The sequence below is a fragment of the Bacillus sp. KICET-1 genome, from assembly GCF_027721405.1.
Lineage (GTDB): Bacteria > Bacillota > Bacilli > Bacillales > Bacillaceae > Bacillus > Bacillus velezensis.
Window position 1 is genome coordinate 2,221,425 of record NZ_CP113515.1, and the last position, 25,537, is coordinate 2,246,961.

A 25,537-nucleotide genomic window follows, 5' to 3' on the forward strand; every position below is an offset into this window, starting at 1 on the left:
ATCACCTCAAATTATTTGTTAAAAGGATAATGTTCTTTTGTGCCAGGAACCTTTCCTGTTCGAGTGTTATCAATCGGTCGAACATTAAAGTGTGGGCCCTGACCACCTTTTTCATGCCCAGCACTATGATCTTGTATGATAATCTTTTCCCCTTTATTATTAGTGAAAGTGTACTCCCTCGTCCATATGATCTTACCATTTTTATCTTTAATTACACGACTACCTTCGTGGGGAGCAGTGCGCATTTCTACTCGATTAATTGACTCTGGATGTTGAGCACGTGGTATACCGGCGTCTCTTTTAGCTTCTTTCAAAGCCCCTTTTCTGCTAACAATAATAGTTGTGTTTTTAACTGAAGTTGAAGTTTTAAGGCCTGTTTTACCGGAAAAACCCTTTGCCCCGAAAGGCATAAAAACAGCAAGCGCTGCATTAATACTGTTATGCTGCTGTTCTTTGGAAATCTTATTCCCAAACATATCACGGCCTGTTATCCCTTCACTTAAACCATTTGCTGAGACTAAGCCATAAAGCCCTTTTTGAGAACTTTCCAATGCATGAAAGGTTTTGGGAGTTTTATATATTTCGAGGGCTTTATCAGCCTTGTATATCGCTTTTCCAGTTGAATAGACTGCTTTTCCGCCTTTAAAGATACGGCCGGCCCAACCGACAATTGGAATATACCCTGCAGCAGCCATTCCCCCGGCTGCGACCCGTTGCCCGGCAGTAAGTTTTTCACCTGTAACGGGGTCAACTCCATCAGCCGCCCTTTTATAATCATAATATCCGGTAACCTCACCTGTAAAATCACAAACAACATCCCATGTTTTTTCGTACCACGGCCTGTTCGCAAGCTCTTCCTGTTCCTTCGCAATTCTTCTTTCTTCTGCCTGCTGTTTTTTGAACGAAAGATATTCCGATGATTGTTTATGTAATCCTGCTTGCATCTGATGGATTTCACTTTCCCGGTACGCCTTGGCATTATAGTTGAGCGGGGTGGCGTTTTTGCCTTTCCCTGTCGCATCTTGTAATGCCTGAAAATCTGCCATAATGAACGCCTCATTAGCTTCTGACAGCCCATATTCATTTGAAAGGTTGTTATCCAGCTCACCAATTTTTTGTATTGTATCTCTTTTTGTTGTATCAGAATCATCTAATTTTTGATCCGCGTTATTGGTTGAAAAGAGATCGAGCGGCAGTATATCTGCGATTTCATCAAGGATACCTTTCATTTCGTTGCGCTGCTCTTGCATAATCGCTCTTGATTTATCAAGTGCGTTTGTCAACTCATGTTCAAGGAAAGAATCTTCCACATAAGAGTCTGAAAGGCCGGCATCTTCAATCATAGCTTCTATGCTTGTGAGAAACGCAATTTTCATATCAATCAATTCCAGCCATTCATCTGTGACACCAGCGTGATCTTGAAATAAAGCTTTGATGTTGTCGGCGCCTTTGCCCGAAAAATCGCTGTCGCCCAGGTCTGCCATGCCTTGGAACGCATTTTTCAGGTTCGTCATTTGGCTGCGCAATTCTTTGTATTCGTTTGCGCGTTGTTTGGCGGCAGAAAGCAGGGTGGTTGCTTCAAAGATTTTCATGATCATATCCTTTCGCGATAAAATGTTATTCAAAATTTTACCACGATGAAAGCCGGAGTAAATACATAACAAAACTTCCAAATACAAAATAGTTCTTTTGGGTTGGTTTGTTTTTACTATTATCCTTCGATTCGAACTTTTAAAAATAGGTTGAATTGCCCTTTCCTCTGATTGCGTAAAAACGAAATAAGAATTGCGGCATGTCGAAAATTATTCCTATATATTACAAATTATGCTAAACGTATGCTAGAATATTGTTTGAGAAAATTTAGAATATTTGTAGAAAGAGGGGTTTATTGATGAGTAAACTGGCTTCTGAATGTGTTGCAAATATATTAAATGATTGGTATATCGCGATAAAACAGCAAGACACTGACTCTGCTGAGAGATATTTTGAAGAGATCAAACCATTGTTTGATGAAATGGAAGAGGATCAGGAAGTTTTGATGTATTATTCTTTGTTAGAAGAAAGACATAAAATGCTTTTATTTCAGGTGAAAGGGGAAGAGCTGCCGTCCCATTCATATTTTAATGAAAACCACGCTGATGAAATAAAAAAAACAGATCACATGATTGAATATTATTTCTTTCTATTTGAAGCGTTATATGAGTCGCACAAAAGAAATTTTGAGAAAGCAATTACTTTGTTCAAAATAGCAGAGAAAAAATTGAAAGATATACCCGATTGTATAGAGCGGGCTGAATTTTATTCGAAAGTGGCATCTATGTATATGATGCTGCGGCAGAGTCTAATTTCTCTGAATTATATCAATGATGCGCTACAAATTTATAGAGAAAATGAAGGCTATAAACGAAAGCTTGCCACGTCTCTTATGATTGTTGGCCAAAACTACACTGATTTAGGACTTTACGAAAAAGCAGAGGAAAGTTATTTAGAAGCAATCAGAATTTCGAGAGTTCTTCACGATTCACTTTTCACCGCTTTAATACACCATAATTTAAGTATTACATATTCTGCAGCAAACCGTTCCGAAGACTGTATAAATGCCTTGAAAAAAGCCATCAGAAATAAAGAGTGGAGGGACTCGGTTTATTATATAAATTCCCTGTATATGTTTTTGAAAGAGCTTTATAAAATAGGGGATGTAAATAAAATTCCATATTATTATAAAAAGACAAAGGAATATTTTAAACGAAAAGAGAATAAGGTGTATGAGGCTAAAATAAATATTATTTACGGACTTCTGCAGCAGGATCAGAGGAAAAGCATTGAAACTTGTCGAGGTGGTATTTCTTACTTATATGAAGTAAATGACCTTGATAGCGTCTTTGATCTTTCTTTGGTTATTTCAGAACACTGTGAGAAGCATGGACTCTATAAAGAGGCGCTTGAATTTTCTAAGCATGCTATTTTAGCCGAGAAGAAAATGAGGCACCTGGAGGGATTATAATTGAAAAAAATGATTCTTTGTGCAGCTCTAACCTTCGTTACGTTAAGTGGTTTAGCTGTAGTCAAAATTAATCATGCATCATCGGATGTTAAGATAACAGAGCGCCCGGTGGGTACTCTAAAATTAGCAGAGCGGCCAGTAGGCACCTAAAACATCTTAGTTAAAAGATGGGGGGCATAGCATGACAAAAGGCGTTAAAATAACATTATGGAGTATCCTTGGGATAATCATTGTGTTAATGATAATTGGAGTTGTCTCTTTTTATCAGACTCCATCTTCGTAAAGAAAAACAGAAAAAAGCCCTTAGATGGGGCTTTTTTAGTTTGTTTTCTAATGATTTTTTTTTGCAAAACGAACATTTTTGTGAAACCATTTATTTTTAGCGCCGTCTAACATTAGCAGGCTTAAAGATTTATTTGTATTTATGTTAAGTTTACATGTTTATATTTAAATACCAAAAATCAAGTCATTCATAAACGCACCGTTTTTATCGGAAGTCTGAATTCATCTATTGTCCACCCGCGGGAGGTGTTTAAAGAAGCTTTCAAACGATCCGCCGCGTCCTTCATTTGCGTTCACAATCATCCTTCAGGAGATCCTACACCGAGCAGGGAAGATATAGAGGTAACCAGGCGGCTTTTTGAGTGCGGAAATTTAATCGGCATCGAGCTGCTGGATCATTTGGTCATTGGTGATAAAAAATTTGTGAGTTTAAAGGAAAAAGGATATTTGTAACACTTTTTTTTTCGTTGATTTAAGATATAATAGATTTTATGAGTTTTTCCCTTTAGGGTATTTTTGCTTTAAGAAAGGAAGATACATACATATGTTCGGAATTGGTACGAGAGACCTTGGTATAGATTTGGGAACCGCGAATACGCTTGTGTTTGTTAAAGGTAAAGGAATCGTAGTGAGAGAGCCGTCTGTCGTTGCTCTGCAAACGGATACGAAGTCAATCGTTGCGGTCGGTAACGATGCGAAAAACATGATCGGAAGAACTCCGGGCAACGTGGTTGCGCTCCGTCCGATGAAAGACGGCGTTATCGCTGACTATGAAACAACTGCGACAATGATGAAATACTACATTAATCAGGCTGTGAAAAATAAAGGATTGTTTGCGAGAAAGCCGTACGTTATGGTGTGTGTGCCGTCAGGTATTACGGCCGTTGAAGAACGGGCGGTCATCGACGCGACAAGACAAGCGGGCGCACGTGACGCTTATCCGATTGAAGAACCGTTTGCGGCAGCAATCGGCGCGAATCTTCCTGTATGGGAGCCGACGGGCAGCATGGTCGTTGATATCGGCGGCGGAACAACTGAAGTGGCGATCATTTCTTTAGGCGGCATTGTCACGTCTCAGTCAATCCGCGTAGCCGGTGACGAAATGGACGACTCAATCATCAGCTATATCAGAAAAACATATAATCTGATGATCGGTGACCGTACGGCGGAAGCTATTAAAATGGAAATCGGTTCAGCAGAAACCGGTGAAGAAAATGCGTCAATGGAAATCCGCGGCCGCGATCTTCTGACAGGTCTGCCGAAAACGATCGAAATCACGGGAACGGAAATTGCAAATGCACTGCGTGATACAGTTCTCTCAATCGTTGACGCGGTGAAGAGCACGCTTGAAAAAACACCGCCTGAGCTGGCCGCTGACATTATGGACAGAGGTATTGTATTAACAGGGGGAGGCGCCCTGCTCCGCAATCTCGACAAAGTCATCAGCGACGAAACGAAAATGCCTGTTCTTATCGCTGAAGATCCGCTGGATTGTGTTGCGATCGGCACTGGAAAAGCACTGGAGCACATCCATCTTTTCAAAGGAAAAACAAGATAATCAGGAGTTAAATAGAAGAGGTGTATCACGATGCCGAACAAACGGTTAATGCTATTACTTCTGTGTATTATCATATTGGTGGCTATGATTGGATTCTCGCTGAAGAACGGCCGTAATACCACCTGGCCTGAAAAGCTGATCGGTGATACGACGGGAGTATTTCAAAACATTTTTCACACGCCTGCCGAATATTTTGCAGGGTTCTTCGGGGACATAAAAGACCTGAAAAACACGTACAAGGAAAACGAACGCTTAAGACAAAAGCTGGACGGACAGACACAATATGAAGCGAAGCTCCAAGAACTCAAAGATGAAAACAAGAAGCTGCGTGATGAACTCGGGCATGTCAAATCAATTTCCGACTATGATCCGATTTTAGCGACCGTTATCGCCAGAAACCCTGATCAATGGTACAAGCAGATCATGATCAATAAGGGAACGAAGCAGAAAGTGGCCAAAGACATGGCTGTCACGAACGAAAAGGGTGCGCTGGTCGGGAAGATCAAAAGCAGCGGACTCAACAGTTTCACATCCGCCGTTCAGCTGCTGAGTGATGTTGACCGCAATAACAGAGTGGCCACCAAAATCTCCGGCAAAAAGGGAAGCAAAGGCTACGGTTTAATTGAAGGGTATGATAAAAAGAAACAGACTCTGAAAATGACCATCCTTGAGCCGGATGAAAAACGTGAAGTGAAAAAAGGCGACCTCGTGGAGACATCCGGAACGGGCGGCGTATTTCCTCAAGGGCTGACGGTCGGGGAAGTGACCGATGTAGAATCAGATGCTTACGGCCTGACGAAAATCGCTTACGTGAAACCGGCTGCCAACCTGTACGATCTTGACCATGTCATCGTCGTGAACCGAAGCGTAGCAACAGGGGAGGAAGGATCGTGAAACGTTTCCTTCTCCCTTTGATTATGATTTTGGTCTTTTGTGCGGAAAGCATCTATACGGATCTGGTGCGTTTTCCTTTCGTTTCCGTCGAGCAGCAGGTCGTTCCGCATTTTCTTTTGCTTGCGCTGATTTTTATGTCCGCTTATATCAACCAAAAGCATGCGGTGATCTACGGTTTGATTTTCGGATTTCTTTATGACATCAATTATACGGGTGTTTTAGGCGTTTATATGTTTGGTTTTGCCGGTTTATGCTATCTGGCGGCCAAAGCGTTTAAAGTGCTGCAGACAAACGCCCTGATGGTCATTCTGGTCGCGGTGCTGAGCGTATGTGTGCTTGAATTTTACGTCTACGGCATTCAGACGTTAATCCGCAGCGGCACAATGACGTTTAACGATTTTGTCATTCAGCGGTTCTTGCCGACTGCTTTGCTGAATATTGCGGGGGCCGTTATATTAGTCCTGCCCTTCAGGCTGTTTTATATAAGTCTGAAGAAAGAATTAAGAGATGAGTAAAAAGGATTTTATCTTTTTTTGACGAAAAGAGTATGTTGTTGAGGTGAACATTGATGAAGACCAAAAAGCAGCAATATGTAACAATAAAAGGAACAAAAAACGGCTTAACATTGCATCTGGATGATGCGTGTTCTTTTGATGAGCTTCTCGATGGTCTTCAAAACATGCTGTCGATTGAACAATATACTGATGGCAAAGGCCAAAAAATCAGTGTTCATATTAAACTCGGGCATCGGTATCTGTATCAGGAACAGGCAGAGCAGCTGACTGATCTGATCGCGTCAAAGAAAGATTTAGTCGTGCATTCAATTGACAGTGAAGTCATCGCCAAAGAAGAAGCGCAGCGGATGAAAGAGGAGCAGGAAATTGTTTCTGTTTCCAAAATCGTCCGTTCGGGCCAGGTGCTTCACGTGACGGGAGATTTGCTTTTAATCGGAGATGTGAATCCCGGCGGTACGATCAGAGCCGGAGGAAATATATTTGTTCTCGGTTCATTAAAAGGGATTGCCCACGCGGGTTATAACGGAAATAACCGGGCTGTGATCGCCGCATCCGAAATGATGCCGACACAATTGAGGATCAATCACGTGTTAAATCGCTCCCCAGACCACATTCAAAAAGGGAACGACATGGAATGTGCTTATTTAGATACTGACGGAAATATGGTCATTGAACGCCTTCAGCAATTGGCTCATTTAAGACCTGATCTAACAAGGCTTGAGGGAGGAATGTGAAATTGGGTGAGGCTATCGTAATAACTTCGGGAAAAGGCGGAGTAGGTAAAACAACAACATCTGCAAACCTCGGTACCGCCTTAGCCATTTTAGGGAAGCGCGTCTGTTTGGTAGACACAGATATCGGACTGCGCAACCTTGATGTCGTAATGGGTCTTGAAAACAGAATTATTTACGACTTAGTAGATGTAATTGAAGGCAGATGCAAGACGCATCAAGCGCTTGTCAAAGACAAACGTTTTGATGATCTGCTTCATTTAATGCCGGCTGCCCAGACAAGCGACAAGACGGCTGTTGTCCCTGAGCAGATCAAATCGCTTGTGCAGGAGCTTAAGCAGGAATTTGATTATGTCATTATTGATTGTCCGGCCGGAATTGAACAAGGCTATAAAAATGCCGTCTCCGGAGCTGATAAGGCGATTGTTGTGACGACGCCGGAAATATCAGCGGTGCGGGACGCTGACCGCATTATCGGACTTTTGGAGCAGGAAGATATTGAACCGCCGCGCCTTATCGTGAACCGCATCAGAAATCACCTGGTGAAAAACGGTGACACGATGGATGTGGATGAAGTTGTTCATCATCTGTCTATTGATCTCCTCGGAATCGTTGCTGACGATGATGAAGTGATCAGGGCTTCAAATATCGGCGAACCGATTGCCATGAATTCCAAAAACCGCGCCAGCATTGCGTACCGCAATATCGCCCGGCGCATTTTAGGAGAATCCGTTCCTTTGCAGGTGCTTGAAGAGCAGCAAAAAGGGATGATGGCGAAAATCAAGTCATTTTTCGGCGTGCGTTCATAATATATACCAGAATACAAAGATCTGATGAAGCCCAGCTTATCAGGTCTTTTTTGTTTTTCAAGAGCGCATATTTGCAATGGACAAGACATAGGATGTACAAACCCAACGATTGCAAAGGATGATGGCGATGAGTCACAGAGCTGATGAAATTAGAAAAAGACTGGCCAAAAGAAGAAAACAGCGGCCTGAATCAAAACGGACTTTCGTTCAAAACGCCCGAACTCAGGATTTTCCCGCGTGGCAGACGGTCAAGGAGCAGGAAAAGCACAAGCTTCTACCGGACTACGAATATCAAACGGAACACCCGCCCGAATTTAACGGACGGCATCCATTGATCAGCGCTCATTCTATTATTTTAAAATGCCTGCTGGCCGCCTGTCTCGTACTGATCTCCGCTATTGCCTATAAAACTGACAAACAGCCGTTGAGTCAGATCAAACCGGCGATCGCACAAACCTTTCAAAAGGAATTTCAGTTTGCTGCCGTAAGCAATTGGTTCGTATCTTCCTTCGGAAACCCGCTCGCTTTTCTTACGCCGGGAACGAAAAAGAAGGACGGTCAGGTGGCGGTCAGTCAGGATATGGCCGTTCCTGCCGCGGGGAAAATCCAGCAGGACTTTCAAAATAACGGAGAGGGCGTCGTCGTCGAAACCGCCAGCGAAGCCATTGACAGCGTAAAAGAAGGCTACATTATGGAAGTGAGCAAAGATAAAAAAACAGGGCTGACGGTGAAGGTGCAGCACGCCGACAATACAAGCAGCATTTACGGCCGGCTAAAAGATGTTAACGTTTCATTGTACGACTTTGTCGATAAAGGGAAAAAGATCGGTTCGATCAAGCTTAACGATAAAAGTAAAGGCCAGTACTATTTCGCGATCCAGGATGGCGATAAATTCATAGATCCGATCCAGGTGATCACTTTTGATGAATAAATGGCTCAGCCTCCTTTTCAAAGTTCATGTCCATCCTTTTCTTTGGATTATCATGGGGCTTGGTCTTATGACGGGGCACATCAAAGCGCTGCTGTGTCTTTTGCTGGTCGTATCCGTTCATGAGCTGGGGCATGCTGCTCTGGCTGTGTTTTTTTCGTGGCGCATAAAACGAATCTTTCTGCTCCCTTTCGGCGGGACGGTTGAGGTGGAGGAGCACGGAAACCGGCCGCTTAAAGAGGAATTCGCGGTCATCCTGGCAGGCCCGCTTCAGCATGTGTGGCTTCAGGCGGCAGCCTGGCTCTTTTTCATGTCAGGTTTTGCAAGTGAGCAGACATTTGAGATGTTTACCTTTTATAATCTCTCTATTCTTTTCATCAATCTTTTGCCGATCTGGCCGCTTGACGGCGGAAAGTTTGTGTTTTTATACTTCTCCAAACAAATGGCTTTTCAAAAAGCGCATCTCCTCAGCCTGCAGACATCGGCCGTTTCCGCGCTTTTGCTCTGCTGCTGGATTGTGCTGGCCGTCCCCCTTCAGGTCAGTGCATGGGTGCTGTTCGTCTTTCTCGCCGCTTCTTTATGGGATGAATACCGGAAGCGGCACTATATTCAGCTGAGGTTTCTTTTGGAGAGATACTACGGCAAAAACCGCGATGTCGCCATGCTGCATCCTTTGACGGTCGCGGCCGATGCCAAAGTGAAACATGTCATGGCCGAATTCAAACGGGGATGCAAGCACCCCATCATCGTTGAAAAAGCCGGAGAAAAGCTCAGCCAGCTCGATGAAAATGAAGTGCTTCATGCGTATTTTGCCGATAAACGGACAGATTCCTCTATGGAAGACCTGCTGCTGCCTTACTAGAAATAGATTGACATATCCTTTTGGTTCTGATATATTTTTTAATGTTATGGATGTAGCACCAATGCTACAACCGCTCGGGACAGGTGATAAGAGCTTTAAAGCCCCCTGTTGCTGGCGAGTCTTAGTCTAATAGGAGGTGCAGAGAATGTACGCAATCATTAAAACAGGCGGAAAACAAATCAAAGTTGAAGGAGGTCAAACTGTTTACATCGAAAAACTTGCTGCTGAAGCAGGTGAAACAGTGACGTTTGAAGACGTATTGTTTGTTGGCGGAGACAGCGTGAAAGTCGGCAACCCAACAGTTGCAGGCGCGACAGTTACAGCTAAAGTTGAAAAACAAGGCCGTGCGAAAAAAATCACTGTTTTCCGTTACAAGCCAAAGAAAAATGTTCATAAAAAACAAGGTCATCGTCAGCCTTATACTAAATTGACAATCGAAAAAATCAACGCGTAAGCATGATTGAGGCAACAATTCGAAGATCCCGGAATGACGGGGGCATTTTGTCCTTTGAAATGACGGGACATGCCGATTTTGCTGAACATGGACGAGATCTCGTATGCGCCGGGGTCACGGCTGTCGTTTTCGGAGCGGTCAATGCGGTTATCGCGCTGGCTCCTCTCGAACCGATTCTTGATATAGGCGAGGACGGGGGTTATTTCTACTTTGAATTCCCTGAAGCCGCTGATCAGGAAGCTTTGCAAAAAGCGCAGCTGCTGATTGAAGGCATGATTGTTTCTCTTGAAACGATCGAGCGGGATTACAGTGAACACTTACGGTTGACTGCAAACCAAATATAGGAGGTGAGTTACATGCTTAGATTAGATCTTCAGTTTTTCGCTTCTAAAAAAGGTGTAGGTTCTACAAAGAACGGACGTGACTCTGAATCTAAACGTTTAGGCGCTAAACGTGCAGACGGTCAATTCGTAACAGGCGGATCTATCCTTTACCGTCAACGCGGAACGAAAATCTACCCAGGTGAAAACGTGGGCCGCGGAGGAGATGACACTCTTTTTGCTAAAATCGACGGAACTGTTAAATTCGAACGTTTCGGCCGTGACCGCAAAAAAGTGAGCGTATATCCTGTAGCTCAATAATGACACAAAAAACTCCGGTCGTTGACTGGAGTTTTTTTTGCAGTAAGCGGAGTAACATCAAGAATGAAAAGCAGAGGATGCGTGAGTGAACCCCGCCTTGAATGAGGACATCAGCTTCCCATACCCACTGGATATGTTCCCCAAGCAGTGATACCAAAAATGTTTCTGCCTGGCATCCGCATAGTATGCGATCCGAAAAAGGAACATGATGAACCAGGAAAAACAAGTGTTTTTTTAACAAAGCCTTCTCTGTTATAATTCATAGTACACACTTATCAAGACTCCTAAAAAGAAATTAAACGATTGGGAGTGCGAAAATGAAGGATGTATCGAAGAAACAAGAAGAACCTGTAAGCGATGCGGCTCTGATCAATGAGCTGATCCAATTAATGGGCCATTTCCGTCATGATTGGATGAATAAGCTGCAGCTGATAAAAGGAAACTTAAGTTTGCAGAAGTATGACAGGGTCGTTGAAATTATTGACGAAATGGTCATAGATGCAAAGCACGAATCAAAGCTCTCAAACCTGAAAACCCCGCACTTGGCGTTTGACTTTCTTACATTTAATTGGAAGTCCCGTTATATGAGGCTCGAATACGAAGTGCTCGGAGAAATTAAAGATTTATCGGCATATGATCAAAAGCTGTCGAACCTGATGAGAAAACTGTTTCATCTGTTCGGTCTGGCGGTAAACAATGAAAGTGAAAATCATCTGACCGTATCGCTGCAGACGGATCACCCTGACAGACAGCTTATTGTATATCTCGATTTTCATGGAACGATTGCAAATGCAGATGTGTTTGATGAATTTCGCAAATCCCGGTATGAGGACTTTGATGTCATGCAATTTGAGCTGACCGGCCATGAATGTGTGGCCGAAATTGGAATGAACTAGCGGTTTTTTACGGTTTAGAACGGAGGATATTATGTTTGTAGATCAGGTGAAAGTATATGTAAAAGGCGGCGACGGCGGTAACGGAATGGTTGCGTTCCGCCGTGAAAAATATGTGCCGAAAGGCGGGCCTGCCGGCGGTGACGGAGGTAATGGAGGCGACGTCGTTTTTGAGGTTGATGAAGGACTGCGCACGCTCATGGACTTCCGGTACCAGCGGCATTTCAAAGCGATACGCGGCGAACACGGCATGTCTAAAAACCAGCACGGCAGAAATGCGGACGATATGGTTGTTAAAGTTCCGCCCGGCACAGTCGTAACGGATGACGATACAAAACAGGTCATTGCCGATCTGACTGAGCACGGGCAGCGCGCCGTCATCGCAAAAGGCGGACGCGGCGGACGCGGGAATACCCGCTTTGCGACACCGGCCAACCCGGCACCGCAGCTGTCAGAGCACGGAGAGCCCGGAAAAGAGCGCTATATCGTGCTTGAACTGAAAGTGCTTGCAGACGTAGGTCTCGTCGGCTTCCCGAGCGTCGGAAAATCTACGCTTCTGTCTGTCGTTTCATCGGCAAAGCCGAAAATCGCCGATTATCATTTTACAACGCTTGTTCCGAATCTGGGCATGGTGGAAACGGATGACGGAAGAAGCTTCGTCATGGCGGATCTGCCCGGTTTGATTGAAGGAGCGCACGAAGGAGTCGGCTTAGGCCACCAATTTCTCCGCCATATCGAACGGACGCGCGTCATCGTTCACGTCATTGACATGTCAGCGATGGAAGGCCGTGATCCGTATGAGGATTATGTGACCATTAATCAGGAGCTCAGTGAATATAATCTGCGGCTGACGGAGCGTCCGCAAATTATCGTTGCGAATAAAATGGACATGCCCGAGGCGGCTGAAAATCTTAAAGCGTTTAAAGAAAAGCTTCAGGATGACCATCCTGTCTTCCCGATCAGCGCGGTGACGAGAGAAGGGCTCCGCGATCTTCTGTTTGAAGTCGCCAACCAGCTGGAAACAACGCCTGAATTCCCGCTGTATGATGAAGAAGAACTGGCGGAAAACCGCGTAATGTACACGATGGAAGACGAAGAAATTCCATTTAACATTACCCGTGATCCGGACGGTGCGTTTGTGCTTTCAGGTGACAGCCTGGAACGCCTCTTTAAAATGACTGACTTCTCCCGTGACGAATCCGTCAAGCGTTTTGCAAGACAGATGCGCGGTATGGGCGTTGATGAAGCGCTCAGAGAACGCGGTGCTAAAGACGGCGATATCATCCGGCTTCTGGAATTTGAATTTGAATTTATTGATTAAAAAAACGGAGAGCTTGCGATGCAGGCTCTCTGATGTAAAAGGGAGGGGTGCAGGTGAAAGAAGAGACATTTTATTTAGTGCGTGAAGACGTTCTGCCTGATGCGATGCGGAAAACTCTAGAAGTCAAAAAGCTGCTCGACAGAAAAAAGGCTGAATCGGTTGCAGATGCCGTGCAGAAAGTTGATTTAAGCAGAAGCGCTTTTTACAAATACCGAGATGCGGTTTTCCCCTTTTACACGATGGTTAAAGAACAAATAATCACACTTTTCTTTCATTTGGAGGATCGGTCAGGCGCGTTATCCCAGCTTTTGCAGGCGGTGGCTGACTCAGGAAGCAACGTGCTTTCCATTCACCAGACGATTCCGCTTCAGGGCAGGGCGAATGTCACGCTCTCAATCAGTACGTCCGCAATGGAAGAAAACATTCATACGTTAATGAATAAACTGAGAAAATTTGATTTTATAGAAAAAGTTGAGATCTTAGGGTCAGGCGCGTAAGGAGAGAAGAGACATGAAAGTCGGTTATTTAGGGCCAGAAGCCACATTTACACATCTAGCAGTCAGTTCCTGCTTTCAAAACAGCGTGACACAAGCACCTTATCAAACAATACCGGCATGCATGGATGCGGCGGTTGCGGGAGAAGTTGATCTTGCATTTGTTCCTTTGGAAAACGCGCTGGAGGGCTCGGTTAACTTAACGATTGACTATTTGATTCATGAGCAGCCTCTTGCGATCGTGGGGGAAATGACGCTGCCGATTCACCAGCATCTGCTCGTTCACCCTTCGAGAGAAAATGAGTGGAAAAAGCTTGAGAAAATTTATTCTCATTCCCATGCGATTGCGCAATGCCACAAATTTCTTCACCGGCATTTTTCGTCCGTTCCTTATGAGTATGCGAAGTCAACAGGTGCGGCTGCCAAGTATGTCAGTGAGCATTCGGACCTTCCGATCGGCGTGATTGCAAATGAAATGGCCGCCGCTACATACGGATTGAGCATCGTGAAGCGGGATATTCAGGATTATCAGGACAACCACACGAGATTTGTCATTCTTTCGCCTGAAAAAGACGTCTCATTCGAAGTGAATGCGAAACTGTCTTCACGGCCGAAAACGACGATGATGGTAACGCTTCCCCAAGATGACCAATCAGGTGCGCTGCACAGGGTGCTGTCCGCTTTTTCATGGAGAAACCTGAATTTATCAAAGATCGAATCGCGCCCGACAAAAACGGGTCTCGGCAACTATTTCTTTATTATTGATATTGAACAGGCGATGGATCAGGTTCTCATTCCCGGTGCCGTTCAAGAGATGGAAGCCCTCGGCTGCCGGGTCAAGCTTCTGGGAACATATCAATCCTATTCGATATAAAAAAAGCCCTTCAGGGGGCTTTTTTTTAATCTTTTATTAAAATACCCGCGTCGTCCAGCGCTTGGCAGGCTTGGTCAATCCGCTCTTTTGTCGGGGCGCTTAACGTATGGAGGTGCACGCCTCCGGTCAGCTGTGAAAGGTAAGCGGCATTTGTCGAGTTAATGTGATCCATGAATTGTTTGACTTCTTTCCGTGTGCTGACTCTTATGGCGGCGGTTAAATCGCCGTATACGGGGTGTTCAATAATGACGTCCTTTATGGTGACGCCTTCATCGACAATGAGTTCAAGCTCTTCTTCCGTCCGCTCCGGGCCGTGCAGACAGGCGACAATCCGTTCGGCGTTTTTTTCACCGCCGGCATTCATGCTGATGTATAAGTAGCCTTGGCTCGTCGCGATGATCGGCTCGTTTTTTGCTTTCAAGAGCGATATGTCCTGCACGATCACCTGTCTTGAGACATTTGCTTTTTTGGCCAATTCGCCTCCTGTTAATGGCGAGCCGGCTTCTTTCAGCCAATGAAGCAGCATGTCGCGTCTTTTCTCCCCAGTAAGCTTCGTTCCTTCTGTCAAATTGCTGATTCTCCTTTCTTTTGCTCCCATAGCGCCGTAAATGTATGTATCAGCATATCGAGCTGTTCACATGTTGTTTCGTTTCCGAATGAGATCCGGAAAAACTGCCGCGCTTCCCGTTCGGTTTTTTTCAGCGCCTTCATAGCTGAAGAAGGGCCGTGGCTGCCGGCGGAACATGCGCTCCCGGTTGAGATGCAAATATCGTTACGATTACATTCTAACATAATATATTGTCCTTCAAAGGAGTGAAAAAAACACCCGACAATGTGGGGCAGGCATTCACCGCCGGTTTCTTCCTCTGAAAATGAAATGGGGAGGCCTTGACGCCGAATTTGGTCATACAAATAATTCCTCAGCCTGTCAGCATGCTCACGGTGTTCCTCCATATGTTTCACTGCATACTCCGCAGCAGCGGTAAAAGCGCCGATGGCCGGCACATTCACCGTACCGGGCCTGAACCCGTTTTCATGCACGGTATGCGGATAAACCGGGTTCCAGCTGACACCGGGCCGAATGTAAACAGCCCCGGTGCCTTTCGGGCCGTATACTTTATGACCGGAGACGGAAAGGGCGTCGATTCCCGCCTGATCCGCATCAATCGGCAGTTTGCCGAAACTTTGAACACAATCGCAATGCAGCAAAATGTTTCTCTGGTGAAGAAAAGCGGCCAGACGATTCACAGGCTGGATGAGGCCGGTTTCTGAATTGGCGTGCTGTATGGAAACGAGCCCCGTGTCAGGACGGATATGAGCCGCCAGTATGTCCTCGGTTATAAGGCCGTTTTCGTCGGGATATATGATGGTGATATCAATTCCCCGATCAGCTAAAAACGCCGCAGCATTATGGATCGAATGGTGTTCCATTGCGGTCGTAATAAAATGTTTTTTGTGATCGGGCAGACCGTGCAGCAATGATTGGACGGCCAAGATGTTCGCTTCCGTTCCGCCGCTTGTAAAGTAAATGCCGTCTGCCGCTCCGCCGATCAATTTTCCTGCAGAATGTCTGCAATATTCCAGCACGTCCGCCGCTCTTCCTCCGGCGTCATGAAGGCTGCTTGCATTGCCGTATACCTCTGTGCTGAGATGCTGAAAGACTTTCGCGGCTTCTTTGCTTAAAGGCGCTCCCGCCGCGTAATCAAGATAAATCATACAGCCCGTCTCCTATCCGTTTATGTTAAAAAAAAGCTTGAGTTTATTTTATCGCTGTGTAAATATAGGTGTCAAGACAGGTGTAAATATAACAGGAGGGTGATGTATGTCTGAAAAAACAATTATCGTCATTGGTTCGGGGACGGCGGCCCTTGCCTGTGCTTCCTCATTTCCTCCGTCATATCAAGTGACCGTCATCACAAAGAGAAACGTAACGAACAGCAATTCGCATTATGCTCAAGGCGGGATTGCTGTTTCATACGCAAAAGATGACTCTTTAGAATCCCATGTGAACGATACACTGTATGCGGGATGCGGACACAATGACGTGACAGCCGTGCGGCATTTGCTGAAAAGCGGACAGACCATGATAAACAGGCTGATAGAAGGCCATTTCCCTTTTGATACGAAGTCGGACGGAACGTTTTGTCTCGGCAGGGAAGGGGCTCATTCCAAAAGGAGGATTCTGCACGCCGGGGGAGATGCGACCGGACGGATGTTGGTTGAGTTTCTGGTTCGGCAGCTGAGGGACGGCATACGGATCATTGAACACGAGTCGGTTGTTGATCTGCTGATTGAACACGGACGATGCGCAGGCGTTGCCGTAAAGGATGCTTCAGGCGCCGTTTCTTACAGAAGAGCGGATTGTGTAGTGCTTGCATCAGGCGGCTGCGGCAGTCTGTACCAATATCACACAAATGATTCCGCCATAACGGGAGACGGCATCGCTCTTGCCTTTCGCGCGGGAGCTGAGATCACGGATATGGAGTTCACCCAGTTCCACCCGACCCTCCTTGTGAAAAACGGGACTGTGTACGGCCTGATTTCTGAAGCAGTGAGAGGAGAAGGAGGATATTTAGCGGATCGCTTCGGGCGCAGGATCATGGCTGGCAGACACGCACTAGAAGATTTGGCGCCCCGGGATGTGGTTTCACGGGCGATTTATGAAGAAATGATGAAAGAAAATCCTGTTTTTATAAATTGCAGCCGAATAGCCGATTTTAAGAAACGTTTTCCGACCATAACAGAAATTTGTCAAACAGCCGGTGTTGATCTCGAAAGCGGAATTCCCGTAGCACCCGGAATGCATTTTTTAATGGGCGGAGTAAAAGCCGATACATGGGGGAAAACGTCCGTGCCTGATTTGTACGCTATAGGCGAAACCGCCTGCACAGGCTTGCACGGGGCGAACCGCCTTGCGAGCAACTCACTGCTGGAAGCGCTGGCAAGCGGGCAACGATGTGCTGAACATATCATTCAAACACCGTTAAACGGAAGATATAAAAAAACCCCGAAGAAATTTGACGTCATCTTAGAAGTGCCGGACACAACGCTTCATGTGCTCCAAGCCAAAATGACAACCGGAGCGGGCATCGTCAGGCAAAAAGAAAACATGCAGGCGCTGGCATCCTGGCTTAACAACGTATCTGTGCGTCATATAAATGTGAAGGATATCACAATAGAACAAGCCGAGCTATCCTGCCTATGGAAGACTGCGCAACTTGTTGTGACCTCAGCCCTTATTCGGGAAGAAAGCAGAGGCGCTCATTTTCGCGCTGATTTTCCCGGGACGGAGAAAGAGTGGCACGGAAAACAAATCATTCATTCAACATCTGGAACAGTTATCAGAAAAAACGAAAGGATTGGGGAACTATGGACATTCTGCAGCTGAAACAAATGCTGACTCATTTTTTTCAGGAAGATATCGGAACGGGTGATGCGACGTCACAAGCGATTTTTGCTGATCAGCAATGTAAAGCGCGAATCATCGCAAAAACAGATGGCGTGTTTGCCGGAGAAGCCGTTATCCGTGAAGGATGGAAGCTTTTACACGATGATATCCGCGTCCGCTCCCTGAAAAAAGACGGAGAACGGATGAAAAAAGGAGACGTGCTCGCTGAAATGGAAGGCCAGGCGGCGGCTCTTCTTACGGGGGAGCGGGTCATTCTGAATCTCTTACAAAGAATGTCAGGCGTTGCGACAATGACGGATGAGGCCAAAAGGCGTCTTGATGATCCGTCCATTAAGATTTGTGATACGAGAAAAACGACACCCGGGCTCAGAATGCTGGAAAAATACGCCGTTCGGGTCGGAGGCGGCTTTAATCATCGCTTCGGCTTATATGACGGCATCATGATAAAAGATAATCATATTGCCGCCTGCGGATCGATAAAGGCGGCCGTGGAGCGGGCAAGAAAAACGGCGGGGCAGATGCTTGCGGTTGAAGTCGAAATCGAATCCGAACAGCAGCTGCTCGAGGCAATAGAAGCGGGCGCAGACGTTATTATGTTTGACAACTGTCCGCCTGAGTCCGTCCGGCGTTTTGCAGGCATGACACCGGGCCATATCAAAACGGAAGCATCTGGAGGCATAACGCTCGACACATTGCCCGCTTATAAAGGAACGGGCGTCCAATATATTTCACTCGGATTTCTGACTCATTCAGTAAAAAGCGCCGACATCAGCATGGATGTTGAGGCTGCGGAACAGGGGGATTTTTAAGATGTCTATTTTTGACGTGTTAACTGCATCAGCCGAAATGATGCCGAGCCATTATAAAGACATGAGCACCGGAGAAATGGAGAAGCGGGTCGCTGCCATTAAACGGGATTTCGGAAAGCGCCTGTTCATTCCGGGGCATCACTATCAAAAAGACGAAGTAATACAATTCGCCGATACGGCAGGTGACTCCCTGCAGCTTGCTCAAGTGGCAGAAAAAAATAAAGAGGCGGAATATATTGTGTTTTGCGGCGTGCATTTTATGGCGGAAACCGCTGATATGCTGACTGGTGATAACCAAACCGTCATTTTGCCCGATATGCGCGCCGGATGCTCGATGGCTGATATGGCAGATTTTCAGCAGACGGACAAAGCATGGCAAGAGCTTCAAGAACTGTACGGTAACACCATCATTCCGTTAACATATGTTAACTCGACGGCGGAAATTAAAGCATTCGTCGGACGGCACGGAGGAGCGACCGTCACCTCTTCGAATGCCCGGAGTGTGCTGAAATGGGCTTTTAAACAAAAAGAGAGAATTTTATTTTTGCCGGATCAGCATTTAGGCAGAAATACAGCCTATGATCTCGGCATTCCGCTGACAGAAATGGCTGTATGGGACCCGGGGCAGAACCGATTGCTTACTGACCATCCGGAAAACATTAAAGTCATCCTTTGGAAAGGGCATTGCTCCGTACACGAAAAGTTCACAGCGGAAAATATTTCTCAGCTGCGGCAGCGGGATTCCGGCATCCGCATTATCGTTCATCCGGAATGTTCGAGGGAAGTGGTCTCGCTCAGTGACGACAGCGGGTCTACCAAATACATTATTGATACGATTGAACAGGCTGAACCGGGAAGCAAGTGGGCGATCGGAACGGAAATGAATCTTGTTCAGCGCCTCATTCAATCGCATCCGGATAAACAGATTGAATCATTGAATCCCGATATGTGTCCGTGTCTGACAATGAACAGAATCGATCTGCCGCATTTATTGTGGTCGCTTGAGCAGCTTGAAAAAGGCGAGCTGAAGGGTGTCATTAAAGTTCCGGAAGCGGTTCGGACAGAAGCGCTTCGTGCTTTGAACAGAATGCTGAGTCATACGTAGTTATAAAAATTTCCCCTCCTTCCCAAATTTTTTATCATCATGCCCAGTCCATCGGCATATAGTGTGAAGAAACGTATTGTAATGACAAATGTACCGTTCACGTTTTGTGCATAGGAGGGGAAAACGTTGAAAATTCATATCGTTCAAAAAGGCGATTCGCTCTGGAAAATAGCTGAAAAATACGGAGTTGATCTTGAAGAGTTAAAAAAACTGAATCATCAGCTTAGCAATCCAGACTTAATTATGCCTGGAATGAAGATAAAGGTGCCTTCAGAAGCCGTTCCGGTCAGAAAAGAACCTAAGGCCGGCTTCGGAACGTCTGCGCATAAGCATGAGCATCCATATGCCAAAGAAAAACCGAAATCAGTTGTGGACATTGAAGACACCATACCGGAAGAACCAAAGCCGTCGATTCCTTATGTGCCGCCAATCCCTGAAAAGCATGAAAATGTGCTGCCGGAAGCTGATATGAACCAATATTACCCGTCCAATCAGCTGTTTCAGCCGTGGTCGCCTCCTAAGCCGGAGGAACCGGTGACACATTTTGTCGAGCCGAAAGAAAAAGAGCATGACAATAACATTCCACAACAGGAGGAAATGATCAACATGGAAAACGCGAATTACCCGAATATGCCAAAGGCGCCTGAAGCCGGAAAGATGGAAGAAGAAAACGCCGCTTATCATCTGCCGAACATGCCAAACATTCCGAATGTCCCGTTTCCAAATATGCCGGCCGTTGAACCGCCTTTTATGCATTACCCGATGCCGTGCATGCCTTGTCCTTGTCCGGTTCCGGTGACACCGATGCTGCCGGGTTCTGGATTATGCCATCCGTGCTTCCCGGTAGGCGGAGGTTTCGGCGGTTTTGGAGGAGGTTTCGGAGGCTTTCCGGTCATGCCGATGCCGTTACCGTACGGATTCCATCATCCGGGATTTGGGCCGCATGCGGGTTACGGTGAATATGAAAATCAGGCCCATGAAAATGCAGAGCATTATGATGGTTCTGCATCTGGTTTCGGCGGTGCTCCTTACGGTCAAATGCCGTATTACGGCGGATATTCGTCACATTACGCACACGCCCCTCATCATGATGGAAAATATAAGGATGATGATTGCGGCTGCCATGATTCACATCATCACCATCATCACCACCACGGTTCACATCACCATCACGCAAATATGCCTGTGCAGCCGTATCCGAATATGGGTGCAAACGCAGGACATTTTATGCCTTACGGCGGAGCAAATCCCAATGTCGCGCCGAATCAGCCGAGTCCAAATCAAGTATTCGGACGGCCGGAGGAAGAAGAAGATTAATGTTTCGGGACGATGTATGTCGTTCCTTTTTTTATGTCCAACTGAGGAATGGACATAACTGACAAGCTTAAACCCGCCGCCTGACGCACATCCTAAACATGAGCGGAAAACGCTCAAACAGCGATGAATCCACGGGGGGTTTTTCCATTGGGTAAAAAACTGATGACGATCGCGGGCGTTTTAGCCGTGACGGCAAGCTTAACGGCATGCGGAGCAAATAATGCCATGAATGACGGACGCTACAATCAGTCAACACGTCCGGTCGGATATTATTCGAATGATAATGGTAACGGCAGAGGCCAGTACGGAATGGACCATCAAGGACCCGTTTCTGAAATGATGGAAAACCGAAACGGCCGTCATAATACGACAAATGTGTCCGACCAGTACGCCCCTAATGACGGGGTTCCGTTAACGACGGACGGCACATATAACGGCCGAAATGTCAATACGCCGCCGGCAGCTATGTCTTATAATGGGTATGACAACGCCGAAAACATCAGGCTGGCGGCAAAAGTTGCAAACCGCGTGAAAAAAGTAAAAGGCGTACAGGATAGTCAGGTCATCGTGACTGACACGAGAGTCGTCATTGCCGTCAGAACAAATCATCCTTTTACGAAAAATGATGATAAACATGTCAAACATGCGGCCAAAAAATTTGCGGACGGCCGTACAATTCAAGTGTTTACCGACAACGCTACTTTTACAAAGCTGCAAGACATGAACAGAAACAGCCGTTAAACGGGACTGCCGGATGATTTCATCCGGCAGTATTTTTATGGATAAAGCTTCATCATTTCTTTACATATTCTTAAAACGCTCTTTATGTTGCGGTGTTAACATAAAAGTAATAAAACGTAACGGAGGGGCCGGAATGAAAAAAACGGAGCATGACAAAAGCCGCGGAGAAAAAACTGTGTATCTGACCGTAAGGGGATACCGGCTCAAACTGACGCCCGGACAAATGAAACTGATTTCAGCCGGCCGGGCATAATCATCGGGGCAGCCCTCATATAGAGGCTGCTTTTTTTCGGCTGAAACAGACAAATGAAAGAAAACGGTTAAGCACCGGCATCTTTGGTCAAACTAGCATCAAGAGTTTGATTGAATAAAGAGGTGTTATTGGTGAAACGAATTTGCGGTGCTCGTCTATTGTTTATGCTTATCTTATCGGCTGCAGTCCTGATTTGCGGAGGAAAAGACGCATACGGGGCGGAGGTTGAGCATTACGGGCCGCTTCGGGTGCACGTCCAGCTGGAAAAGGTCTATCTGGACGGTGATGTCGGCATCGAACATACGGATGAAACCGTTTTGGCGATGGAGGATTTTTGGGCCGCATATGCGGGCTGGACGCTCGTTGAGCAGAAAAAAGGCTTCGTCCTTTTCCGTAAGCATGTTGATGATATTTCTCCGCTCAGTAAGGTTAACGGTTATATCGGCGTCACGGACGGAGGCGTCATCTCCACTTTTCACGGCCGTCCCGGATCGCTGGCCGAGCCGATTCAGTCTTTCTTCCAGATTGATATAGAAAGGCTGGAAAGCCGATTGCAAAAGCACTTGGAACACGGCATACCGTACAGAACAAAAGCGGAGTTTGAGAGCGTGATCGATCATATTAAGACTTACAGCGGCTGACTTTGACGCAAGACATGTGACACATGTCTTTTTTTTCTGAATGGAAGGTGTCAAAGCGAACATACGTTAACTTTTCTATAAGACTTTGGCTGTTTTTGTGTTACAATGATAAGCAGTCAAAGAGGTGAATAGGTGTGATTGAATTCGTGAAGGGGACGATTGATTACGTATCTCCCCAATACATCGTGATTGAAAACGGCGGAATCGGCTATCAGGTCTTCACTCCGAATCCGTTTATTTATAAGGTAAGCAATCAAGAGACCATTTTTACGTATCATCATATAAAAGAAGACGCCTTTTCTTTGTACGGTTTTTCAACCCGGGAAGAAAAAGCGCTTTTCACAAAGCTGCTGAACGTCACCGGCATCGGGCCTAAAGGGGCCCTCGCCATCCTCGGTTCCGGTGATCCCGGAGCCGTCATCGAAGCGATCGAACAGGAAGACGAAGCCTTTTTGGTGAAATTTCCGGGTGTGGGCAAAAAAACGGCGCGGCAGATTATTCTTGATTTGAAAGGCAAACTGGCCGACGTCGTGCCTGAAATGATTGACAACCTGTTCAATCATGAAGCGCGCATTGAAAAACAAGAGGCTGAAACGGCGCTTGACGAGGCGCTTGAAGCGCTTAGGGTTCTCGGCTACGCCGAAAAAGAAATTAAAAAAGTGCTTCCTCACTTAAAAGAGGAAACGGCGCTTTCAACAGATCAATATGTGAAAAAAGCATTGCAAAAATTATTAAAGTAAGGTGATGTTCATGGATGAACGGCTCGTTTCAAGTGAAGCAGACAGCCATGAATCAATAATCGAGCAAAGCCTCAGGCCGCAGAATCTCGCCCAGTATATCGGCCAAAAGAAGGTGAAAGAAAATCTGCGCGTGTTTATCGATGCGGCGAAAATGAGGCAGGAAACGCTGGACCACGTTCTTTTATACGGGCCTCCGGGTCTCGGGAAAACAACGCTTGCGTCTATCGTGGCCAATGAGATGGGTGTGGAGATGCGGACGACGTCAGGTCCCGCCATCGAAAGACCGGGAGATTTGGCAGCCATTTTGACGGCGCTCGAACCAGGGGATGTGCTGTTTATAGACGAAATTCACAGGCTGAACCGCTCGATTGAGGAAGTGTTGTACCCGGCGATGGAGGATTTCTGCCTTGATATCGTCATTGGAAAAGGCCCGTCCGCCCGCTCCGTCCGTCTCGACCTTCCCCCTTTTACGCTTGTAGGAGCGACGACAAGGGTCGGATTATTGACCGCACCGCTCAGAGACCGGTTCGGGGTGCTGTCGCGCCTTGAATACTATACGCAGGAAGAGCTGACAGATATCGTGTCAAGAACGGCTGACGTTTTTGAAGTGGATATCGAAGAAGCTCCGGCTCTGGAGATCGCCAGACGGTCAAGGGGAACGCCGCGGGTTGCAAACCGGCTTCTCAGAAGGGTGAGAGATTTTGCCCAGGTGCTCGGCGACAGCCGCATCACGGAAGAAATCGCTCACGACGCGCTCGAACGTCTTCAAGTCGATGCGCTCGGCCTTGACCATATCGACCATAAGCTGCTGATGGGCATGATCGAAAAATTCAGCGGCGGTCCTGTCGGCCTTGATACGATTTCCGCGACAATCGGCGAAGAACCGCACACAATAGAGGATGTGTACGAACCGTATCTGCTGCAGATCGGATTTCTCCAGAGGACGCCGAGGGGACGGGTCGTGACTCCGGCTGTGTATGAACATTTTCGATTGGAGGCGCCCGCCCGTGACTGACTTTCCGAAGGTTCTCATGGTTCTCGGTGCCGTTTTGCTTATTGCCGGCGCAGTCTGGCACTTTGTCGGAAGGCTGCCCGGAGATATTTTCGTTAAGAAGGGAAATGTTACATTTTTCTTTCCCGTTGTCACTTGTATTGTGATCAGTGTGATACTATCCATTCTGCTTAATTTTTTCGGCAGAATGAAATAACAATAGACAGAATAAAGGTGAAATGATGAAAGTCGATTTATTTGATTTTGAACTGCCTGAACGCCTCATTGCCCAAGTGCCGCTGAAAGAGCGTGACGCATCGCGGCTGATGGTGCTCGACAAACAGACGGGCGGGCTGACGGACAGTTCATTTAAAGAGATTGTAAGCTTTTTTAATGAAGGGGATTGTCTCGTCTTGAACAATACCCGTGTGCTGCCTGCAAGATTATTCGGCACAAAAGAAGATACGGGAGCGAAAGTGGAGCTTCTGTTATTAAAACAGGAAGAAAATGATACATGGGAAACGCTCGTAAAGCCGGCGAAACGCGTAAAAAAAGGAACGGTCCTGACATTTGGCGACGGCCGGCTGACAGCGGTCTGCACGGAGGAGCTTGATCACGGAGGCAGAAAAATAGAATTCCGGTATGACGGGATTTTTTACGAAGTGCTTGAATCACTCGGTGAAATGCCGCTGCCTCCTTATATTAAAGAGCAGCTTGATGATAAAGAACGGTATCAGACCGTCTTTTCAAAAGAAATCGGATCTGCCGCAGCTCCGACGGCCGGACTTCATTTTACGGAAGAGATTCTGGACGAGCTGAAGCAAAAGGGTGTGCGGATTGAATTTATCACACTTCATGTGGGACTCGGCACATTCCGCCCCGTCAGTGCGGATGATGTGGAAGAGCATAACATGCACGCGGAATTTTATGAAATGACGGAAGAAACCGCCGCCTCTTTAAACGAGGTCAGAAAGGCGGGAGGGCGCATCGTGTCGGTCGGGACGACATCAACGCGCACCCTGGAAACCATTGCCGGCGAGCATGACGGCGTATTTACCGCTTCAAGCGGCTGGACGTCCATCTTCATTTATCCGGGATATGAATTTAAAGCGATTGACGGTATGATCACCAATTTTCATCTGCCGAAATCTTCCCTTATCATGCTCGTTTCTGCGCTTGCCGGCAGAGAGCATGTTCTTTCCGCCTACCGTCATGCGGTAGAAGAGGAATACCGTTTCTTCAGCTTTGGCGACGCCATGCTGATTATCTAA

The 25,537-nt window shown here is 46.4% G+C and carries 30 protein-coding genes, 1 pseudogene and 1 other annotated feature; of the genes and pseudogenes, 28 read left to right on the forward strand and 3 right to left on the reverse strand.

All coding sequences use genetic code 11. The features are described from left to right. Window positions 1–11: 11 nt before the first annotated feature. A complete protein-coding gene (locus tag OVA33_RS11435) occupies window positions 12–1,592 on the reverse strand; it encodes a T7SS effector LXG polymorphic toxin (RefSeq protein ID WP_071181880.1) in 1,581 nt (526 codons plus the stop codon). A 299-nt stretch (window positions 1,593–1,891) separates the two neighbouring features. Here OVA33_RS11435 and OVA33_RS11440 point away from each other — a divergent pair, with 299 nt between their 5' ends. The 17 genes and pseudogenes from OVA33_RS11440 to pheA all read left to right on the forward strand — a co-directional run bounded on the left by OVA33_RS11440 (window position 1,892) and on the right by pheA (window position 14,260). After that, complete coding sequence (locus tag OVA33_RS11440) at window positions 1,892–3,004, forward strand: response regulator aspartate phosphatase (protein ID WP_128974210.1); 1,113 nt, start codon at window positions 1,892–1,894, stop codon at window positions 3,002–3,004. Between the two features lie 9 nt (window positions 3,005–3,013). Then, a complete protein-coding gene (locus OVA33_RS11445) occupies window positions 3,014–3,154 on the forward strand; it encodes a PhrK family phosphatase-inhibitory pheromone (RefSeq protein WP_236830067.1) in 141 nt (46 codons plus the stop codon). 282 nt (window positions 3,155–3,436) lie between these two features. Then, window positions 3,437–3,739: pseudogene (gene radC, locus OVA33_RS11450) on the forward strand (RadC family protein); the annotation flags it as partial. A gap of 91 nt (window positions 3,740–3,830) precedes the next feature. Further along, window positions 3,831–4,844: a cell shape-determining protein MreB gene (mreB, locus tag OVA33_RS11455; protein WP_003152647.1), complete on the forward strand. Its 1,014-nt coding sequence runs from the start codon at window positions 3,831–3,833 to the stop codon at window positions 4,842–4,844. A 30-nt stretch (window positions 4,845–4,874) separates the two neighbouring features. Then, window positions 4,875–5,738 carry a rod shape-determining protein MreC gene (gene mreC / locus OVA33_RS11460; protein WP_016938781.1) on the forward strand — a complete coding sequence of 288 codons (864 nt, stop codon included), beginning with the start codon at window positions 4,875–4,877 and terminating at the stop codon, window positions 5,736–5,738. After that, a complete protein-coding gene (mreD, locus tag OVA33_RS11465) occupies window positions 5,735–6,253 on the forward strand; it encodes a rod shape-determining protein MreD (RefSeq protein ID WP_007408167.1) in 519 nt (172 codons plus the stop codon). Before mreC ends, mreD begins: the two co-directional genes overlap by 4 nt. 53 nt (window positions 6,254–6,306) lie before the next feature. Next, window positions 6,307–6,987 (forward strand): septum site-determining protein MinC, encoded by a 681-nt coding sequence (minC, locus tag OVA33_RS11470; protein WP_003152653.1) that lies wholly within the window; start codon window positions 6,307–6,309, stop codon window positions 6,985–6,987. 2 nt (window positions 6,988–6,989) lie between these two features. Next, entirely contained in the window at window positions 6,990–7,793 is an 804-nt protein-coding gene (minD, locus tag OVA33_RS11475) for a septum site-determining protein MinD (RefSeq protein ID WP_003152655.1), read from the forward strand. Window positions 7,794–7,920: 127 nt separating this feature from the next. Next, on the forward strand, window positions 7,921–8,724 hold the full coding sequence (locus OVA33_RS11480) for a M23 family metallopeptidase (protein WP_017418246.1): 804 nt from the start codon (window positions 7,921–7,923) through the stop codon (window positions 8,722–8,724). Next, entirely contained in the window at window positions 8,717–9,583 is an 867-nt protein-coding gene (locus OVA33_RS11485; RefSeq protein WP_017418245.1) for a M50 family metallopeptidase, read from the forward strand. Before OVA33_RS11480 ends, OVA33_RS11485 begins: the two co-directional genes overlap by 8 nt. 58 nt (window positions 9,584–9,641) lie before the next feature. Next, window positions 9,642–9,715, forward strand: a sequence feature (ribosomal protein L21 leader region). Window positions 9,716–9,728: 13 nt separating this feature from the next. Further along, window positions 9,729–10,037, forward strand: coding sequence for a 50S ribosomal protein L21 (gene rplU / locus OVA33_RS11490; protein WP_128974209.1), 309 nt, complete (start codon window positions 9,729–9,731; stop codon window positions 10,035–10,037). Window positions 10,038–10,039: 2 nt separating this feature from the next. After that, window positions 10,040–10,381, forward strand: a complete 342-nt coding sequence (locus OVA33_RS11495) for a ribosomal-processing cysteine protease Prp (RefSeq protein WP_012118103.1) — start codon at window positions 10,040–10,042, stop codon at window positions 10,379–10,381. Between the two features lie 12 nt (window positions 10,382–10,393). After that, entirely contained in the window at window positions 10,394–10,678 is a 285-nt protein-coding gene (rpmA, locus tag OVA33_RS11500) for a 50S ribosomal protein L27 (protein ID WP_003152662.1), read from the forward strand. Window positions 10,679–10,995: 317 nt separating this feature from the next. Next, a complete protein-coding gene (locus OVA33_RS11505; RefSeq protein ID WP_014418543.1) occupies window positions 10,996–11,574 on the forward strand; it encodes a sporulation initiation phosphotransferase B in 579 nt (192 codons plus the stop codon). A 31-nt stretch (window positions 11,575–11,605) separates the two neighbouring features. Beyond that, window positions 11,606–12,892 (forward strand): GTPase ObgE, encoded by a 1,287-nt coding sequence (obgE, locus tag OVA33_RS11510; protein ID WP_007408172.1) that lies wholly within the window; start codon window positions 11,606–11,608, stop codon window positions 12,890–12,892. Between the two features lie 53 nt (window positions 12,893–12,945). After that, window positions 12,946–13,389, forward strand: coding sequence for a transcriptional regulator ThrR (gene thrR / locus OVA33_RS11515; protein WP_007408173.1), 444 nt, complete (start codon window positions 12,946–12,948; stop codon window positions 13,387–13,389). Between the two features lie 13 nt (window positions 13,390–13,402). Continuing rightward, window positions 13,403–14,260: a prephenate dehydratase gene (gene pheA, locus OVA33_RS11520; protein ID WP_003152668.1), complete on the forward strand. Its 858-nt coding sequence runs from the start codon at window positions 13,403–13,405 to the stop codon at window positions 14,258–14,260. A 25-nt stretch (window positions 14,261–14,285) separates the two neighbouring features. On the opposite strand, the gene OVA33_RS11525 is transcribed toward pheA, so the two are convergent. Together OVA33_RS11525 and OVA33_RS11530 are read right to left on the reverse strand one after the other, a co-directional pair. Next, window positions 14,286–14,828: a transcription repressor NadR gene (locus tag OVA33_RS11525; protein WP_014418541.1), complete on the reverse strand. Its 543-nt coding sequence runs from the start codon at window positions 14,826–14,828 to the stop codon at window positions 14,286–14,288. After that, window positions 14,825–15,976 carry an IscS subfamily cysteine desulfurase gene (locus OVA33_RS11530; protein ID WP_110085409.1) on the reverse strand — a complete coding sequence of 384 codons (1,152 nt, stop codon included), beginning with the start codon at window positions 15,974–15,976 and terminating at the stop codon, window positions 14,825–14,827. The genes OVA33_RS11525 and OVA33_RS11530 overlap by 4 nt, the downstream gene beginning before the upstream one ends. 106 nt (window positions 15,977–16,082) lie before the next feature. Here OVA33_RS11530 and nadB point away from each other — a divergent pair, with 106 nt between their 5' ends. The 11 genes from nadB to queA all read left to right on the forward strand — a co-directional run bounded on the left by nadB (window position 16,083) and on the right by queA (window position 25,537). After that, window positions 16,083–17,648: an L-aspartate oxidase gene (gene nadB, locus OVA33_RS11535; RefSeq protein ID WP_022552882.1), complete on the forward strand. Its 1,566-nt coding sequence runs from the start codon at window positions 16,083–16,085 to the stop codon at window positions 17,646–17,648. After that, window positions 17,630–18,478 carry a carboxylating nicotinate-nucleotide diphosphorylase gene (gene nadC, locus OVA33_RS11540; RefSeq protein WP_017418241.1) on the forward strand — a complete coding sequence of 283 codons (849 nt, stop codon included), beginning with the start codon at window positions 17,630–17,632 and terminating at the stop codon, window positions 18,476–18,478. Before nadB ends, nadC begins: the two co-directional genes overlap by 19 nt. 1 nt (window position 18,479) lies before the next feature. Continuing rightward, entirely contained in the window at window positions 18,480–19,583 is a 1,104-nt protein-coding gene (nadA, locus tag OVA33_RS11545) for a quinolinate synthase NadA (protein WP_017418240.1), read from the forward strand. A 126-nt stretch (window positions 19,584–19,709) separates the two neighbouring features. Next, a complete protein-coding gene (gene safA, locus OVA33_RS11550; RefSeq protein ID WP_007612852.1) occupies window positions 19,710–20,900 on the forward strand; it encodes a SafA/ExsA family spore coat assembly protein in 1,191 nt (396 codons plus the stop codon). 147 nt (window positions 20,901–21,047) lie between these two features. Then, window positions 21,048–21,641 carry a YhcN/YlaJ family sporulation lipoprotein gene (locus tag OVA33_RS11555; protein WP_014721606.1) on the forward strand — a complete coding sequence of 198 codons (594 nt, stop codon included), beginning with the start codon at window positions 21,048–21,050 and terminating at the stop codon, window positions 21,639–21,641. A 133-nt stretch (window positions 21,642–21,774) separates the two neighbouring features. Further along, window positions 21,775–21,894, forward strand: a complete 120-nt coding sequence (locus tag OVA33_RS20690) for a hypothetical protein (protein ID WP_373364962.1) — start codon at window positions 21,775–21,777, stop codon at window positions 21,892–21,894. Between the two features lie 131 nt (window positions 21,895–22,025). Next, a complete protein-coding gene (locus OVA33_RS11560) occupies window positions 22,026–22,535 on the forward strand; it encodes an intercompartmental signaling factor BofC (RefSeq protein WP_025649682.1) in 510 nt (169 codons plus the stop codon). A 134-nt stretch (window positions 22,536–22,669) separates the two neighbouring features. Beyond that, a complete protein-coding gene (ruvA, locus tag OVA33_RS11565) occupies window positions 22,670–23,275 on the forward strand; it encodes a Holliday junction branch migration protein RuvA (protein ID WP_003152683.1) in 606 nt (201 codons plus the stop codon). 10 nt (window positions 23,276–23,285) lie between these two features. Further along, a complete protein-coding gene (ruvB, locus tag OVA33_RS11570; protein WP_003152685.1) occupies window positions 23,286–24,290 on the forward strand; it encodes a Holliday junction branch migration DNA helicase RuvB in 1,005 nt (334 codons plus the stop codon). Then, on the forward strand, window positions 24,283–24,483 hold the full coding sequence (locus OVA33_RS11575) for a DUF2905 domain-containing protein (RefSeq protein WP_003152687.1): 201 nt from the start codon (window positions 24,283–24,285) through the stop codon (window positions 24,481–24,483). The genes ruvB and OVA33_RS11575 overlap by 8 nt, the downstream gene beginning before the upstream one ends. A gap of 25 nt (window positions 24,484–24,508) precedes the next feature. Continuing rightward, window positions 24,509–25,537 (forward strand): tRNA preQ1(34) S-adenosylmethionine ribosyltransferase-isomerase QueA, encoded by a 1,029-nt coding sequence (gene queA, locus OVA33_RS11580; RefSeq protein WP_003152692.1) that lies wholly within the window; start codon window positions 24,509–24,511, stop codon window positions 25,535–25,537.